This is a genomic window from Shewanella denitrificans OS217, from assembly GCF_000013765.1.
Classification (GTDB): domain Bacteria; phylum Pseudomonadota; class Gammaproteobacteria; order Enterobacterales; family Shewanellaceae; genus Shewanella; species Shewanella denitrificans.
Genome location: NC_007954.1, coordinates 855,755 through 872,406 on the forward strand (window position 1 = coordinate 855,755; position 16,652 = coordinate 872,406).

Annotated in this window: 12 protein-coding genes; 7 read left to right on the forward strand and 5 right to left on the reverse strand. The window is 45.3% G+C overall.

Going from position 1 to position 16,652, the window contains the following annotated elements:
* Positions 1 to 308 precede the first annotated feature (308 nt).
* On the forward strand, positions 309 to 2,852 hold the full coding sequence (locus SDEN_RS03830; protein WP_011495193.1) for a TonB-dependent receptor: 2,544 nt from the start codon (positions 309 to 311) through the stop codon (positions 2,850 to 2,852).
* A gap of 82 nt (positions 2,853 to 2,934) precedes the next feature.
* Positions 2,935 to 3,579: a glutathione S-transferase family protein gene (locus SDEN_RS03835; RefSeq protein ID WP_011495194.1), complete on the forward strand. Its 645-nt coding sequence runs from the start codon at positions 2,935 to 2,937 to the stop codon at positions 3,577 to 3,579.
* 115 nt (positions 3,580 to 3,694) lie between these two features.
* Here the strand turns inward: SDEN_RS03835 and SDEN_RS03840 are convergent, their stop codons facing one another.
* Positions 3,695 to 4,195: a DUF4447 family protein gene (locus tag SDEN_RS03840; protein ID WP_011495195.1), complete on the reverse strand. Its 501-nt coding sequence runs from the start codon at positions 4,193 to 4,195 to the stop codon at positions 3,695 to 3,697.
* 80 nt (positions 4,196 to 4,275) lie between these two features.
* Positions 4,276 to 4,677: an SMI1/KNR4 family protein gene (locus SDEN_RS03845; protein WP_011495196.1), complete on the reverse strand. Its 402-nt coding sequence runs from the start codon at positions 4,675 to 4,677 to the stop codon at positions 4,276 to 4,278.
* A 175-nt stretch (positions 4,678 to 4,852) separates the two neighbouring features.
* On the opposite strand from SDEN_RS03845, the gene SDEN_RS03850 reads away from it, so the two are divergent.
* Positions 4,853 to 6,244: a hypothetical protein gene (locus SDEN_RS03850; protein WP_011495197.1), complete on the forward strand. Its 1,392-nt coding sequence runs from the start codon at positions 4,853 to 4,855 to the stop codon at positions 6,242 to 6,244.
* A gap of 39 nt (positions 6,245 to 6,283) precedes the next feature.
* Here the strand turns inward: SDEN_RS03850 and SDEN_RS03855 are convergent, their stop codons facing one another.
* From SDEN_RS03855 to SDEN_RS03865, 3 genes are all read right to left on the reverse strand, one after another.
* Complete coding sequence (locus SDEN_RS03855) at positions 6,284 to 8,530, reverse strand: PAS domain-containing protein (protein ID WP_041405660.1); 2,247 nt, start codon at positions 8,528 to 8,530, stop codon at positions 6,284 to 6,286.
* Between the two features lie 255 nt (positions 8,531 to 8,785).
* On the reverse strand, positions 8,786 to 10,021 hold the full coding sequence (gene srmB / locus SDEN_RS03860) for an ATP-dependent RNA helicase SrmB (protein ID WP_011495199.1): 1,236 nt from the start codon (positions 10,019 to 10,021) through the stop codon (positions 8,786 to 8,788).
* Between the two features lie 210 nt (positions 10,022 to 10,231).
* Complete coding sequence (locus tag SDEN_RS03865; protein ID WP_011495200.1) at positions 10,232 to 11,029, reverse strand: tRNA1(Val) (adenine(37)-N6)-methyltransferase; 798 nt, start codon at positions 11,027 to 11,029, stop codon at positions 10,232 to 10,234.
* A gap of 509 nt (positions 11,030 to 11,538) precedes the next feature.
* On the opposite strand from SDEN_RS03865, the gene brnQ reads away from it, so the two are divergent.
* The 4 genes from brnQ (at position 11,539) to recJ (ending at position 16,644) form a co-directional block, all read left to right on the forward strand.
* Positions 11,539 to 12,852: a branched-chain amino acid transport system II carrier protein gene (gene brnQ, locus SDEN_RS03870; protein WP_041406030.1), complete on the forward strand. Its 1,314-nt coding sequence runs from the start codon at positions 11,539 to 11,541 to the stop codon at positions 12,850 to 12,852.
* A 152-nt stretch (positions 12,853 to 13,004) separates the two neighbouring features.
* Complete coding sequence (gene xerD / locus SDEN_RS03875) at positions 13,005 to 13,916, forward strand: site-specific tyrosine recombinase XerD (protein WP_011495202.1); 912 nt, start codon at positions 13,005 to 13,007, stop codon at positions 13,914 to 13,916.
* 194 nt (positions 13,917 to 14,110) lie between these two features.
* On the forward strand, positions 14,111 to 14,839 hold the full coding sequence (gene dsbC / locus SDEN_RS03880) for a bifunctional protein-disulfide isomerase/oxidoreductase DsbC (RefSeq protein WP_011495203.1): 729 nt from the start codon (positions 14,111 to 14,113) through the stop codon (positions 14,837 to 14,839).
* 80 nt (positions 14,840 to 14,919) lie between these two features.
* The gene (gene recJ / locus SDEN_RS03885; protein ID WP_011495204.1) at positions 14,920 to 16,644 is read left to right on the forward strand and encodes a single-stranded-DNA-specific exonuclease RecJ; all 1,725 of its coding nucleotides are present in this window, start codon (positions 14,920 to 14,922) and stop codon (positions 16,642 to 16,644) included.
* The last annotated feature ends 8 nt before the right edge of the window (positions 16,645 to 16,652 follow it).

Genomic DNA, 16,652 nt, shown 5'->3' on the forward strand with positions numbered 1-16,652 from the left:
GCATTATAACTGTATCGCTCACAGTTTGATAACTTTAGCGCGTGAAATTTTATTTTGAGCATCGATTAAGACCAGATACTTAATATCGGATAAAAAGATGGCTGAAGAAAAGACGAGGTCAGTTCATAACGGGGCTTTAGGGGATGAAAGCTATTTTTTGTAACATATCAGTGTAAATTTGAAATTGACTTTTTCATATAAATCTTTAGTTTAGTTTGTTGATGTTAATTAAGTGTATATTTAATGTATCTATTTAGGTTCTGTGCACATCAAATAATAATGACTCATAAAATGAATTAAGGAAGATCATGAAAAAAATATTCTTATGGCCAAGTGCTTGCGCCCTCGCGGTGTCAGTCTCTATCACTCCAAATGTAATTGCTGCTGAGAAAAGTGTTGAGCGTATAGAGGTGACAGGATCACGTATTAAGCGTACCGATATTGAAGGGCCATCGCCTGTCCAATCTATCAATAAAGACGATATCGCTAACATGGGTTTTGACAACCTACAACAATTACTCGAGCGCATGCCTGCAAACGGTTCCGGTGCATTCTCAACTCGTGGAAACAGCCAAGATTCTACCGCTAATGGTGGAGCATCAATCAGTTTACGTGGCTTAGGACCTGATGCCACCTTGGTTCTTATCAATGGTCGCCGTGTTGGCGCGAGTGCTTTTGCTGAAGGAATTTCGAATTCGTTTGTCGATATCAATAATATCCCTGTTTCGGCCATTGAACGGATTGATATTCTCAAAGATGGTGCATCAGCTATTTATGGTTCCGATGCGATTGCCGGTGTAGTCAACATTATCTTAAGAAAAGACATTGAAGGTATTGAGCTTAGCCTTGGTTATGGTGATGATAATGGTACTGGTTATGATGAGACAAAAGGGAGTTTAGTATGGGGCGTAAAAGCCGATAAAGGCAGCGCGTCAATTATCCTTGATTACTTTACCAATGGCACTTTGTCTGCAGAAGACATGGGCCGCTTTGGTACCGCTAACCAATCACCTTACGGCGGTGACGATTCTCGTTCATCACGTGGCTTCCCTGGCTATTTTTATGTTAATGGCGTACAAACTATTGACCCTGATTGCCCAGCAGATAGCATCGATGGTGAATATTGTTTATTTGACTATGGTCCATACAACATGACCATTCCTACCTCTGAACGTGTGGGCGCTATTGGCCAATTTGATTACATGTTAGGTGATGATTTAACTGCATTTTTAGAGTTGTCTGTACAACACAACACTTCTGAGGCCGGTGGTGCACCAACGCCACTGGATGAAAAAGCAAAAATGACAGTACCAGGCACCCATCCTAATAATCCATGGGGCCAGGATATTAAAATAGGCCGTTTTAGAACCGTTGACGCTGGTGCTCGTCGTTGGGATATCGAGTCGGATACCATGCGTGTGGTTGCCGGACTTCGCGGTGTAGTTAATGATTGGGATTGGGAAGTGTCAGCGCAACGTGGGCGCAGTGAATCGACTCAGACAGGGGATCGCAGCCAAGGTTGGGTGAGAACAGATTTCCTACAAGCCGAAATTGATGCGGGCAACTACAATCCATTTGGCGGCACTATCAATTCGCAAGATGTGATTGACCGTATTACCACCAATTTAGTAAGACAAGGTAAGTCAAGCATCACAGCTTATGATGCCAGCATTTCTGGGCATGCATTTACCATTGCTGATCGCGATATTATGATGGCTGCCGGTGCCGAGTATCGCGAAGAAAGCGTCAGTGACGTGCCTGATGATCAGTTTCAACGTGGTTTGATTTTTGGTACTGAAGCTGTATCTGCGTTTGGTTCACGAGACCAACATGCTGCCTATGTAGAATTCTCTATTCCTGTTGCGGATAACTTTGAGCTGCAGTTAGCGGGTCGTTACGATAGCTACAGTGATTTTGGTTCAACTACTAACCCTAAAATTGCCTTCCAGTGGGGTATTAGTGACGAGGTAACCGCTCGTGGTTCTTGGTCTACCGGTTTCCGTGCACCATCGTTAGCGCAAATTGGTCTTGGTCCATCTGAGAAAAGTGACTTTTTAGTGGATAGATATCGCTGTGCTGCCGATAATCTAGACTGTGGAAAACTTGACTATAATTTCCTGTTTGCCGGTAACCCTGACCTTGAAGCTGAAGAGTCTGAAACGTGGAACTTGGGTATGATTTGGGCACCCAGTCAGCAGTTTGATATTGGTTTTGATATATTCAATATCTTACAAGACAACAAGATTGACGCGCTGCAAAACAAAGATCTTTATGCCGCAAATTGTAATGATCAAAACAGTACCGTTTGCCGGCGAACAGCGCCCCAAGCTGGGCAAACATTTGGTTCGATTGACGTGATCCAATCAGCCTTTATCAACATTGGTTCGCAAGAAGTACAAGGCGTGGATTTATCGACTCATTATGGTCTTGAACTAGACAACTACGGCGATATTAAGTTTGGTGTAGAGTACAGCTACTTAATCAGTTTTGAGAAAGAAATTGATGGTAAAACTATCGATTATACAGGCGAGTATGAGTATCCACAGCACAGATGGTTGGCGACAACCAACTGGAACATGGACGACTTTGCGGCTAACGTAAATTTCAGCTACATAGGTGAGTTTGAAGACTTCAATAAAACGCGTACTGTTGATGCACAGTTGTTAGTGGACATGTCGGGTTCTTATCGTTTCAACGATACGGTTAAATTAACCCTTGGTGTTAATAATCTGTTTGATGAAGAGCCATCATTTGCTATTGGCGATGGTGATGCTGATTTATACGGTTATGCTATGGGCGTGCATAACCCATTAGGCCGTTATATTTATACTAAAGTCACAATGAACTTCTAATGACAAGGTCATAAGCTAAACAACAGCCACATTCACTCATGGTGCAATGTGGCTTTTTTAACCTCATGTTAAGGAGCATAAGATGATCACTCTCTATGGTACCCCGAGAAGTCGTGCATTGCGCGTGTCTTGGGCGTTAGAAGAATTAGGCTTAGATTGGCAATTTAACTTTATTAATTTCTTAAAGGGTGACAACCGCGCGCAGACTTTCTTAGGCTTAAACCCAAGCGGTAAAATTCCTGTGCTCACAGATGATGATCTAGTCGTGACAGAATCTGCCGCCATCGTCAGTTATTTAGCTGCGCAATATGGCCAAGAGACCTTATTACCGTCAAAAACTGCAACTAAGACAGAGCTGGCGCGATTTAACGAGTGGTACAGTTTTATTATCAGCGAGCTCGAGCAGCCTCTATGGAGTATGGGGAAGCACAAGTTTGCACTTCCTGAGGCACAAAGGCTCAGCGCTATGCGTGATGTGGCGATGTGGGAGTTTGATAAGGCGGCCGCCATTGCCGAAGATTGGACCCCAGAAAGTGGATTTTTGCTTGGCGATAAGTTTACCATTATCGATATTTTATTGTGTCACACCTTGATGTGGGCCACAGTATTCGAGCAGACAATTCCTGCAAAACTGGCCGCTTATCGAGACCGGTTACAACAAAGGCCCGCCTTGATTTCAGCACTCAAAAAAACAGAAGCCATAGCCAAAGCGGCCCAAGCTGAATAGTGAAAGAGCCAGTGTTGGGATTGATTGAAGGATTAAGATTAACAATAAGGGAAGCCACGGCTTCCCTTATTTCTGAGTCAGTTGTTTGTAGCAATGAAATGAGTTAAGTCACAAGTTACAGCTGGGTAGCAGCCCATTTAGCACGGCTTTCACGGCTTTCGCTCATGCCGTTGTCAGCGCGGTAGCGCTTGTAAGCTTCTGCATCCAATGCCACTAAGCTAACGTCCACTTCCAGCACCAGTTTACATTCTTTCTTGATGCGCCAAGCTGCAGTGTTATACAGCTCAGTTAACGGCAGTGAGCTTAAAAACTCAGGGTTGTATTGAGTGTATAGTGCCTGAGTGGGGTAAACCACGAAGGCTAAACGGCGCTTAGGCTCTTTTTTAAATAGCTCTTCGATGCCATCAGTAGTATTAAGCACTTGCATCTCAATAATATCATCTATGTCCAGTAGCTTCTTTTGCGCTAAATCTGGCGCTTGTTGTTCACCGGTTTCCCAGGCGAGGACATCGTCAGTACTGGCTTTAGTGATCTCAGCGACTTGCTCAACCGTTAGCCCTAGTGATAGGCGTAAATAGTGTATTTCAATGGCATTTAAGCCTGTATTTTTAGACATGATATATCCTGCTTAACGCGTGTATATAGGCTTTAGGGCCGCGAGTTGGTTTTAGTTTAGCTTTTAGTTCAGTGCCTAGCTTAGTTATTAAGCCAAACACGGTCGACCCAATGCCAGAATGATTCAAACACTTCACCAACGAAGCGGCCATTTTTCCAAAAATGAACTTGTCCATCCTGATCGATACAGTAGAAGTTATCGCCTTGTTGGCAAATGGCAATCAGCTCTCTGGGTAAGCCGATAGACCAAGCGTAACAGGTGACCTCGGGTAAATAGGTGTGAGACTGAGGATCGCTTGCGGTCACAGGCTCAATATGGCCATAGACAACATCGCTGGCTTCCATTAGGTAGACTTTTAATTCCCGCGGTAAGGAGATCAAAATTTGCTCTTCTACCTCCACCAATTGCTCGAAACTTGCCAATTCTAACGGCACAGGTACAGGCTCATTTAAGGCCTGTAGTTGTTCAATCAATTCATGCATCAAAGGGACTCAAGACAAGTAATAATGGCCGCAGTATAACCGCCAATGGCATGCTTTCCAAACATCCCTGCTAAGGTGTTGGCTTAAGTGGATTTTGGCGGCAATTATTTATCCACAAGGGATGGGGGTTTGGGGTATAGTATTTGTTTCTAATCATCGTTTTAAAAAGTAGCTCGTGGCCAAAATTACCGTCAAGCAAGAAGAAGCACTATCGATTAAATTCAGTCATCAAATGCAAGTTGGCGATCAACGTGTGCTGGATCTGTATTTCTATTTACCAACTGAAATGGGCATAGACTCCCACACCTTAGATGAAGAAGAGTATTACTATGCCGCTATCGTAGGACGGCGCTCTTATTATTCACAAGGTCTGCACTTACCTTTAGTGCAGAGCCGCTTTGCCAGCATTAAAAAGCGCACCATGGATGAGTTTAGGTTGTATTTAAACTTGTTCGCCTACCAATTTGCCGTCGCCATTGAAACCGATGCCAAGGCGCTGAGGCAAATTACCGATGCCAATGAGTTTTATCCAGCCCTTGCCGAATTAGGCGAGTTAGTGGCGCAGTTGCTGAAAAAGTTTCGCCGTAACGAGCCCAGTGAAGCCAAGTGGAAGCACTATTTTGAGAACGCCGATAATTATTTGTCTTGGTTCTGTGAACAGCAGTTGCTTAAAACCCTGTCCCATGGTCCACGCAGCGCCGAATACAGTGAGGTCAGCGAAAAAATTATCAGTCTTTGTCGCAGTGAATACCAGTATCGCGAAGAAGAAAAACGCTACAACTCGACGCAAACCCGTCAAGATGCCAATCGCATTTCCAATAAGATGTTGTTACTTAGGCGGCTCATTCAGCAAGGGGTGGTGCTTAAGGAAGAGTTAAAATCCTTAGGTGTGGGCCTTAAAAAAGTGGTCACCGGGGTGGTGACCGCCATCGTCATGGTGCTGGTTTCGACCTTGATCATTAAGGCTCAAGGGGTGTTTAGCGAGCTGACGATTGCCTTAGTGCTTATTGTTGCAGTGATCTACGGTTTTAGGGAAATATTTAAAGAAGACATGCGCAACGTGATGTGGCGCTTTATTCAACGTGGCCGCCCTAAGTGGAGCCGCATCTTAAGAGATACGACTACTCAAGCCGTTATTGCAAAACAGCTTGTTTGGCTTGAATTTATGCGCGCAAAAGAAATGCCAAAGGCGGTTGTTGAGATTATGAGGCAGCGCCATAGTCAAAACAAAATCGATGCACAAGTGCTACATTATCGGATTGCTACGCGAGTCACTCAACATGAGTTTCAAGCGGGTTACACCCAAATTCAAGAACAAGTGAATTTTAGCTTGGCGCCATTTGCTCGCTATTTAGAGCGCGGCCAAGCGAAAATTTATAAAGAAACCGAAGGTAAAATTAGTCATGACTCTGTGGAGCGCCGTTATCAAATTAACTTGGTGGTTGTCCTCAGAGAAGGCAAAGGGAATACAGAGTACGCTCGTTACAAGGTGACCATGAATCGCTCTAGCATCATCGAAATCACCCAGAGCGATTTACCGGAAAATATCCCTGTCATAGGTGATTGATTGGCTCAATTTAGCGGGCTAAGCGAACGTTCAGCGTACTTACGCCGAATTGTGCTGGCGGGTAAAAGCCTGGCAAATACGTTGATCGTTACTTTGTTTGGCTCGCTTTAAGGCAATATCGGCATTTTGCAGATAAGATTCTAAGGTTTGCGGCACTAAATAACCTGAAATCCCAATATTTATTCCTTCTGCTAACTCGTTTTCTTCTAATGAGGTTAAGGTCATACGGGCATATTGATGTGCTTGGGTGGAGCTGGTTTTCGGCAGCCAAATGACCAATTTCCCCAATTGCCATTGGGCAACTTGATATTGATTGGGCAGGGCATTGAGTAAATGTAACTCTATTTCTTTTTGTCTTTTTTCAAGTAAGGCGATATCACTTAAATGGCTGATAATCCCTTCGGGATTAATGTCCATCACCATCAAGCTCGATGCTTCTCTTGCCGATTCACTCAGGGAATTAAAGTGGGTTTCTAATTCATTTACTTTTAATACAATGGAGCTGTGATGGCCCAACACATTACGGGTTTTAGCTTGTTTATCTAGCATTGGGGAGGCCATTTCTAAGGTGCAAATGATGTATTCAATGTCGCCTTCAACCGTAAGTAGCCCTTTGAGTGTCGTTTTAAGGCAAGCAGAGAAACGGCAATTGCTGCAAGAGATGACTTGCCCAGACCATTGACCTTGGAGGCTAATTTGTGCGCTGATATGGGGCCATTGGGCCTGCATTTCATCACCGAGTAATTCAATCAAACTGTGTTGATGTTCGCCATGCAGCTCCATTAAGTTATCGAATTCACTGTTGAATTTAAGCAAGTTACCGCTGGCATCCGTTAGTACTGTCGCAACCGCACTGTCACACAAGAGTTGGTATAAATACCCCTGCTGCTGGCTTTGAAGCAGCTGGGACACATCCTCTAACGTCACCAACCAATAACAGCCTTCATACTTGTTTTTATACTCGCGGCGTATATGGGCCTTAAGGGTACAACCGTTGATCGTGTCTAAGCTAAATTCACCTGACCATTGTCCTTCTTGCTCAAGAGTCGCCTTTATTTGCCCGAAGCGATTTTCATCCAAGTGAAGAATACGTTGCAAACTGCGGTCGCGCAGTTCATCCAATGGCAAACCTATGATGTCGGCAGCCTTTGGATTAGCACTGATGACTCGGCCGCTATCATTGGCAATAATGCATATTAAGTCACTGTTAAATAATCCGTTAGCTAAACGCATACTGTTTAGTTTGGCTTTTTTTTCAAGCACGAATCTGTGCCTAAAGATGATAAGCAAACTCGCTAATAAACTGATGATAAGCGCAGAAATGATTAATATAATTTTCCACTGCTCAAAGCGGGCGGCAATATCCTCATGGCGAATGTAAGACAGCAACACATAATCTTGTGGAAAGTCTTGCTCTGTTGCCAACTGGACCTTAAGGTGCACAAAAGTGGTGTCTAAGGTATGAAATTGCCCATAGTTGTTCATGGCTATATGACGCCAAAGCTCCGGATTACTTTGCTTGATATTCGCCCCTAAGGTGTCAGGCATAGTGTCTAGTGGCATGGCTTGATTTGCTCCAGCATAGAGAAAACCTTGGCTGTCCAGCAGTAAGAGCGGGGAATTGTGATTGAAAAATGCGGGCTTAATTGAGTCTAAAACACTGCTAACAGAATTAAAAACCACTAAAAATCCCGTGAGGCCATAGGCCTTGCTTTCGAGTCTAACCAATTGATAAATATAAGGACCTAGTAGGCCGTTGGTGGGGATGAAGGCCATCGGTGAGCTATAGACATCGTTGCGGCCCATGCTGCTACTTTTATTGAGCAGTGTCGGTGGCAGCTGAATATTGTCAAAATTGGTGTTGGATGAAAACTTCAACCGCCCTTGAGTGTCATACAAGGTAACGCCGAGTAATTCTGGAATAGTATCACTGAGTTTCTGCCAGTTATTAATGAGCTTTTGCTGTAACGCTGGCGTGGGCGCCTTGCTGTATTGGCTGAGAAGATCGCCGCGAGAGAGCGTCTGGGTGCGGAACTGTAAAAAGCTAATTTTGTCTGCGGTTAAAGTGCCTACAGTTTGAAGCTCGCTGTATCTTTGTTCGGCCCAATCCTCTTGTAGGCTGCGCTCGCCTAAATTAATGATTACACTGGTTATGATCAGCATGGAAATCAATAATAAAAATATTTGGCTCAATAATGCCAATACTTGTTGATGAGACCATTGCACGTTTTGTGCGGACAGAGAAACAAAGCGTGAGGTGCTAACACCGTTTTCATTATTAAACATGCAGTAGATTTTCTTGAGCTCGACGACAAAAGCCAATATTAGCATGAATGGAAATGAGTAGCTAAAGAAGCGCTATGTGGAAGTATTCTGAATATTCCTTTGCACTAAGAAAGGGAGAATATTCTTGTCAGGTTGAAGTTCAATGTCGACGTTAGCCAATTGAGTCGGGCATTTCGAACATGATCCATAAGAACGATAGAAGTAAAAACGCGCCCTAAGGGCGCGTTGTGTGGATTTCTGAGCTAACCATTGAGGCTATGATGATTTCTTTTTTGGCTTCTTATATTTCTTCGAAGAAGGTTTTGCATCTTTTGCATTGGCCTTTTTCTTGCCGGGTACTTTAGCTTCTTTATTGTTCGGACGCAGCTCTTCGATCACGCGACGCTTTAGCGGCTGTTCAATATAACGCTCAATCTTGCTGACGATACGCATATCATGAGCTTCAACTAACGAGATGGCGGTGCCTTTGGCGCCAGCGCGGCCAGTACGGCCTATGCGATGCACATAAGCATCGGCTGAGCGGGGCATGTCGTAGTTGATCACATGAGTGATATCGTCAATGTCTATGCCACGGGCGGCTACATCTGTGGCGAGCAAAATATCCACTTCGCCTTTAGTAAAGCGGCCTAAGGCTTGGAAGCGTTTTTTCTGTTCCATGTCACCGCGCATAAAGGCACAAGAAATACCTTCTTTAAGCAGCAGCCCTTCAAGGCTTGCCACCACTTCGCGAGTCTTGACGAATACTATGGTGCGCTTAACCGATTCTTGGCGTAATAAGTTGCATAACAGAGCAAACTTATGGGTTTGATCATCAGCCAAGTGGATCCATTGGTGGATTTTGGCTTTTTCGCTGCGAGGAGCTTCCACATCGACAGTGACAGGATCGTCCAATAACTCACGGGCGAAACGTTGTACACCGCCGCCCTCTAAAGTGGCAGAGAAAAGCATTTTTTGCTTACAACCTTGAGCCTCGATAGCTATGGTTTTCACCACAGAGGAGAAACCCATGTCTAACATGCGATCGGCTTCATCTATGACCATGATCTCGACTTCGGTCGCATCAAATTTGTTCTTATCCAGGTATTCCATCAAACGGCCGGGTGTGGCGATCATGATATCGACATTGCCCGCTAAGGCTTCTTCCTGAGGACCATAAGGGACGCCACCTGTGACAATACTGATGTCTAAGCCCAAATCGGTTGCCAAATGGCAGGCGTAGCGATGAATTTGACTGGCTAATTCACGGGTAGGAGTTAGGACCAACACCCTAGCTTGGCCGTCGAAACGTCTCGGGAAATCGATAAGGTGTTGCAACGCAGGCAAGAGAAAGCTGGCAGTTTTTCCGGTTCCAGTCGGGGCTTTAGCAAGAATATCCTCCTGCTCCATGGCCAAAGGTATGGTTTGTTGCTGAATAGTGGTCGGGGTGTTATGCCCCATGGCCTTGAGTGAGTCGAGTAGACTGTGATCGAGGTGGAAATCTTCAAATAGCATTCGCTTAGTGTCTCTTAGTGTCGCTGGAATTTATGGGCTTATCTCATGGTAGCCGTGCATTATAGCCCAAGATTAAAAACCGCACTAGGATAATACCTATCCAGGTAAGTGAGTTAACCTTGAATGGGTGTGAATTTACCTAAGGTGAAGCTTAGTGAGAGTAGATTCTTGCTCTAAGCACTCCATGGAATAGAGGAGATGGCACTCAGACTAGAGTTTCAAATAGAAGTCTTTGCACAGGCTTGCCATCTCAGGGCCGAATTGCCCTTGGTTATCTCGGATGAACAAGCTTGTTTCACTGAGTGGGTTTAGCGATTTCCCAGCTCCTAAGGCTAAGAGTATGTCACCAGCACTTAAGTGTTGTAAGCATAAGATCACTCGATAAGGGCTTTTGCCTTGAACGCTAGCAATAAAACGCTGGCAACTCAGCTTAAGTCCTGCCTCTTGGTAGGCCAATGTGGCACTTTCTAAGCTTTGAACCGGCAAGATAATCGTGCTCAAGCCTAGGGGGGATAATAAGCTTTTTATGGCATTAAAGAGTGCGCTAAAGGGCAAGTTGTGAGTATGGCGCGCCGCGGCTCTTTCGGGCGATTGCGAGCTTGGGCCGTTTTCGAAAAATGGCGGGTTGCTGATGATGTAATCAAACTTGCTCGTGGGAGTGATAGCCGCGGTTTGGTTATCTACCTGCGAGCTCAATGAGGCTAGGTCATCGCAATAGGCCTGAATTGAGCTATTAACCACCTTGATGCGCTTGCTCCAAGGACTATTGTTGACATTGTTTTGGCAGGCATTGGCGGCGTTTTGATCTAGCTCTATGGCGACAATCTGACAATCTGCTTGGGTTCTTTGTGCAGCCATTAGGCTCAACAAACCACTGCCCGCGCCAATATCTAGCACAGATTTTGCTTGGGTTAAGGGGGCATAGGCGCCCAGTAAGACACCATCCGTGCTGACGGCCATGGCGCATTGGCCATCATCGATATGAAACTGCTTAAAGGTGAATGCCATACTGATATCAAAATAGTGAATGAAACGGCCTATATTGTATCGGGTTTCCTGCCAAGAGGCTAAACATGGAGGCTGGCTTGTTTCGATGCGTAGCTTTTGTTAGTTAGATGATATTTTTGCTCACAAAACAAGCCGCGATTAGTGATGCTTGATGATTTTAGAATGACATTGAAGTTTTTTTAAGCGTTTAAAACGTTATCAGCAAGATAAGGCTTAACTTAATTTGTTTTCGGGCTTAGTCTGAGACATATTGTTATTTCGTTTAGAGTATCGAAAAGTTTACACACCTAGACTGTGTTAGCCAAACCCCTCTGGATTATTTAGTCTGAATGACTTAACGTGAATCCAAGGGATACAAAATATTAACAAGTTAACTCGATTTTAAGATTATCCCCGTCAACCCTGAGTAAAAATCAGCCTTACTCTGTGGTTTTCGCTAAGAATAAAAAGTGCTCAAAGAAGCAATAAATACAATTCATTAACAAGGAACTACAGTGCAGAATAATAAAATGAGTGTCACTGACACTATTGGCTTAGGTTTTATGACCTTCGCTTTTTTCTTGGGTGCAGGTAACATTATTTTCCCACCTTTCGCTGGCATGTTGGCCGGTGAAAACATGCTGCCAGCCATGATGGGCTTCCTCATTACTGCCGTTGGCTTACCGCTCTTGGGACTTATTGCCATTGCTAAATCTAACGGTAAGGTAATGGCATTATTGCCAACCTTTGCGGCAACCGCCTTAGCCATTACCATTTATGTCATTATTGGTCCCGCGTTCGCAGCGCCTCGCACTAGCTTAGTGGCCTTTGAAATTGGCGCTAGACCCTTTATTGATAATCCAGAACTCACCACCTTGATCGCTGGTACTGAATTCAATTTACCGCAACTTATCTACACCACAGTGTTTTTTATCATCACCATGTTATTGGCCTTGTTCCCTGGCAACTTACTCGATAGCGTGGGTAAGGTACTCACACCGATTTTGATTGTGCTGTTAATGGGTTTAGCTGTGTCAGTCATTTTACTTCCTGGTGCTGATGTGGGCGCCGCTGTGGGGGCGTACCAAAATAGTCCGCTGACCAAAGGCATCTTGGAAGGTTATAACACCATGGATACCTTAGCATCCTTGATGTTTGGTATTCTTATCATCGACTTGCTACGTAAAAAAGGCGTAGAAAACGCTAAAGATCAAACCAAGTATTTGATCAGAGCCGCGCTGATTGCCGCTGCCGGCTTGGCCTTCGTCTATGTGTCACTGTTTTATCTTGGCGCAACCGCGGGCACTTTGGCCGAAGGCGCTGCCAACGGCGGTCAAATCCTGACAAACTTTGTTAACCATGAATTTGGCGTGACAGGTACCTTTATGTTGTCCTTAGTGGTGACTTTGGCCTGTTTGACCACGGCGGTTGGACTTGTGACTGCGTGTTCTGAATATTTCAACGAGTTGATCCCAGCATTGTCTTACCGTTTACTGGCGGTATTTTTTAGCGTGACCTGCGCTGTGGTGGCCAATGTGGGCTTAAGTGAGCTTATTCGCATCAGTATTCCTGTGTTGATGACCATATATCCCGTGGCTATTGCATTGGTGATGGTGACGTTATTGACCAATCGATTTAATCACCCTGTGTTTGCCCACAGGCTAGTGTTAAGTGTGGCGCTTTTCTTCGGTATATTCGATGGCCTGCAAGCGGCAGGCATCGACATGAGCATACTCGATTTTATGCCGTTACATGCTGAAGGTATGGCGTGGCTACCACCTACATTTATCACCATAGTGGCTTGCTTATTTATGCCTAAAACGGCGCAAGTTGCCCAAAGCTAACGAGTAAACTCACTATTGCCGATAGCTATAACCTAAGCCGTTAAGCCTTAACGGCTTAGGTTGTGTTAATCTAGAATATGTATCTTTCAGACCATAACCACAGTCTGTTCGTTGAAAGCCCGTCATTAACACTTCGCCTGTGAATAAGAGTTTTGCTTGTGAATAAGAGTTCAGTAACAGCCGACCCCATCATTGATGTTTTCTTAGATGCACTTTGGTCCTCAAAAGGCTTAAGCAATAATACGCTTGCCTCCTACGGCACAGATTTACGCCATTTTCAGCGCTACCTTGCAGCTCAACAACTCAACTTATTAGATGCCAGCCAAGAAACTGTTCGCCAATACCTTGCTTGGCGGCAAGAGCAAGGTTTTGCTAAAAGCAGTAGCGCCAGACTGATGAGTAGCTTAAGGCGTTTCTACGCTTATTGGTTATCGCTTAAACGCATTGCTATTGATCCTTGTGCCAAATTGGCTTCACCTAAGCTGAGCCGGGGGCTGCCTGCGGCGCTAAGTGAGGCCGAGGTCGATGCACTCTTGTCAGAGCCAGCAGCTGATGACCCCATAGAAATACGGGATAAAGCCATGCTTGAACTCTTATATGCCACAGGCCTTAGGGTGACAGAATTAGTGAGTTTGACCATGGATCAGATAAGCCTGCGCCAAGGTCTAGTGCGTATTACAGGTAAAGGTGGAAAAGAGCGACTAGTGCCACTTGGGGAATTGGCGGTGGCAGAAGTTGACACTTACTTGAGTTTAGCCCGCAGTGAGTTACTCAAAGGCAAGCAAAGTGAGGTGTTGTTTCCCTCCAAACGCGGCACCATGATGACGCGGCAAACCTTCTGGCATCGTATTAAGCATTATGCCCTGCGGGCGAGTATTGCCACTGAGCTTTCACCCCACACCCTGCGTCATGCATTTGCGACTCATCTTCTTAACCATGGCGCAGATTTAAGGGTGGTACAGCTACTTTTAGGCCACAGTGACTTGTCGACCACGCAAATTTACACCCATGTGGCTAAGGCGCGCTTACAAGACTTACACAGACAACATCACCCTAGAGGTTAGTTCCAGTGAGTTGGTTCTGGATTGCTTGAGCTGAGTTTCCTGTTAGCTAGGTGAGGGGTAGTTACATTTTCTAACTGTGGATATGTTGCAATATTTGCCTATTCGCTGTAACTTTTGCGGTAAATAGCGGGTCTGTTGAATAAGCCCTCATAGCATGTGACTGTGTAGATGACTCAACCAAATTAGGATGTTAAATGAAAATAGCTCAAATTTTTTCTCTGATTGCAGGCTTGGCGCTTGTGCCTATGGCGATGTCGGCCACAGCAACGGACAGCAGTGCTGAAGCCAAGATCAAGCAAAAGCTTCAAGATACTTTAGGCGTTAATATCAGCCTATTTCAGGACTCTCCCATCGAAGGTTTATACCAAGTATTGACCGACAGAGGGGTCATTTATGTAACTAAAGATGCTAGCAAGGTATTCCACGGTAATTTGTATGATCTTGATAATGGCATGAAAAATCTCACGGAAGCTGCTTTACTTGGACCGCGGGTGTCAATGTTAAAGCCGTTTGAAAAAGATATGCTAGTGTACAAGGCTAAGAATGAGAAACACGTCGTCACGGTATTTACCGATGTGGATTGTGGCTATTGCCGTAAGCTTCACAGCCAGATGCAAGGTTATAATGATTTAGGCATTACTATCCGCTACTTAGCTTTCCCTCGTTCGGGTATTCCTTCTGCTAATGCCGATGAAATGCAAGCGGTATGGTGTGCAAAAGACCCACTGCAGGCGATGACAGATGCCAAAAGTGGAGAAAATGTTAAAGCATCAACTTGTGCTATTGATATCGAAAAGCAATACCGTTTAGGTATGGCGTTTGGGGTAAGTGGCACCCCAGCGCTGATTTTAAAAGATGGCACCTTAATCCCTGGCTATCAAGAGCCAAAGGACTTGTTGCGCACCTTAGAAGCTAAACTATAAGCCTTTATATCATTAATGTTTCCCTTTAAAGGTGGGCTTAGGCTCACCTTTTTGTTATTGCCAGTTTCAAGGTGGTGTGAGTGTCCCATTCTATAGTCCGTCGTCCAATGCTTGATATAAGCCATCTTCCTGCTGACATGCATCCATTGCTTCAGCAAATTTTTGCTAAACGTGGTGCGGCCTTTGATGACTGTACACTGGCATTAAATCAGCTTTTGCACCCCAAGAGCATGAAAGGATTAGCCGCAGCGGCGAGCATAGTGGCCGATGCAATCATGGACAATAAGTCGATTTTAATTGTCGGTGACTTTGATGCCGATGGCGCGACGTCAACCTGTGTGTGTATGTTGGCGCTGCGGATGATGGGGGCTAAAAAAGTAGATTATTTAATCCCGAATCGATTCGATTACGGTTATGGGTTGAGCCCTGAAATTGTGGCTTTGGCTTATCGTAAAGAGGCGCAATTATTGATAACCGTCGATAATGGCATTTCTTCCATAGAGGGGGTCGCCGCCGCTAAAGCCTTAGGCATGCAGGTCGTGGTCACAGACCATCATTTACCGGGCAAAACTATTCCCGATGCCGATGCCATAGTCAATCCCAACCAAGCGGGCTGTGAATTTTCCAGTAAAGCCATCGCTGGGGTTGGGGTGGCATTCTACTTGATGTCGGCGCTGCGCCAAGAGTTAAGGTCAAGGGATTGGTACCAGAATCAAGCGCTGCCTGAGCCAAATTTAGCCGAGCTATTGGACATCGTCGCCTTAGGAACCGTGGCGGACGTGGTGGCTTTTGATAGAAATAATCGCATCATGGTGCAGGCAGGACTGCAAAGAGTCAGAAGCGGGCGTTGCCGAGTGGGGATCACAGCTTTGCTTGAAGTGGCAAAACGCACGCCTGAGCGGATCGTTGCTGCCGACTTTGGCTTTGCCGTTGGGCCAAGGCTCAATGCCGCTGGCCGTTTAGATGAAATGGCATTAGGGGTCGAAACCTTATTGTGTGAGGATATCAACCTAGCCAGACGCATGGCAGCACAGCTTGATGGGTTAAATACAGAGCGCCGTGAGCTTGAAGCTGACATGCAGCAAGAAGCCCTTAAAACCTTAGCCTCCATCACCCTAGATGAAACTCAATTGCCTTGGGGCATAGCGCTCTTTCAAGCCGATTGGCACCAAGGGGTGATAGGGATTTTAGCGTCGCGAATTAAAGACAGATATCACAGGCCTGTGATCGCGTTTGCCGATGCCGGTGACGGGAGCATTAAAGGCTCGGCTCGCTCCATTAAGGGCTTGCATATGCGTGACCTATTGGAGCAAATAAACACTCAGCACCCCGGCATGATCTTGAAATTTGGTGGTCATGCCATGGCAGCAGGCTTGACGTTGGCAGCGGATCATTTTGATCAATTTGAACTAGCCTTCGATGAAGCCATTAGAGGTTTATTGACCAAAGAACAACTCACAGGTGAAGTCTTGTCAGACGGTGAGCTTGCCATCGAACATATGTCCCTTGAAACGGCGATGTTATTAAGAAATGCAGGCCCCTGGGGGCAGCATTTCGAAGAGCCAGTGTTTGATGGGGTGTTCACCTTAGTGCAACAGAGATTAGTTGGTGAAAAACACCTTAAAATGCTGCTGGAAACTCAGTGTGCCAGCTTAATGCTCGATGCTATTGCCTTTAATGTCGATTTGCAGGCTTGGCCAGATGCCAGCGTGCGCCACGTAAGGGTCGCTTACAAGTTGGATGTTAACGAATTTCGTGGCAAGCAAAACCTGCAGTTAATGATCGAACATTTAGAAGCCGTATAGCATAATTG

Bases quoted from the DNA above. Each gene is read 5' to 3' on its own strand.
- SDEN_RS03830 (WP_011495193.1), top strand. From the start codon at position 309: ATGAAAAAAATATTCTTATGGCCAAGTGCTTGCGCCCTCGCGGTGTCA.
- SDEN_RS03835 (WP_011495194.1), top strand. From the start codon at position 2,935: ATGATCACTCTCTATGGTACCCCGAGAAGTCGTGCATTGCGCGTGTCT.
- SDEN_RS03840 (WP_011495195.1), bottom strand. From the start codon at position 4,195: ATGTCTAAAAATACAGGCTTAAATGCCATTGAAATACACTATTTACGC.
- SDEN_RS03845 (WP_011495196.1), bottom strand. From the start codon at position 4,677: ATGCATGAATTGATTGAACAACTACAGGCCTTAAATGAGCCTGTACCT.
- SDEN_RS03855 (WP_041405660.1), bottom strand. From the start codon at position 8,530: ATGTTTAATAATGAAAACGGTGTTAGCACCTCACGCTTTGTTTCTCTG.
- srmB (WP_011495199.1), bottom strand. From the start codon at position 10,021: ATGCTATTTGAAGATTTCCACCTCGATCACAGTCTACTCGACTCACTC.
- SDEN_RS03865 (WP_011495200.1), bottom strand. From the start codon at position 11,029: ATGGCATTCACCTTTAAGCAGTTTCATATCGATGATGGCCAATGCGCC.
- brnQ (WP_041406030.1), top strand. From the start codon at position 11,539: ATGAGTGTCACTGACACTATTGGCTTAGGTTTTATGACCTTCGCTTTT.
- dsbC (WP_011495203.1), top strand. From the start codon at position 14,111: ATGAAAATAGCTCAAATTTTTTCTCTGATTGCAGGCTTGGCGCTTGTG.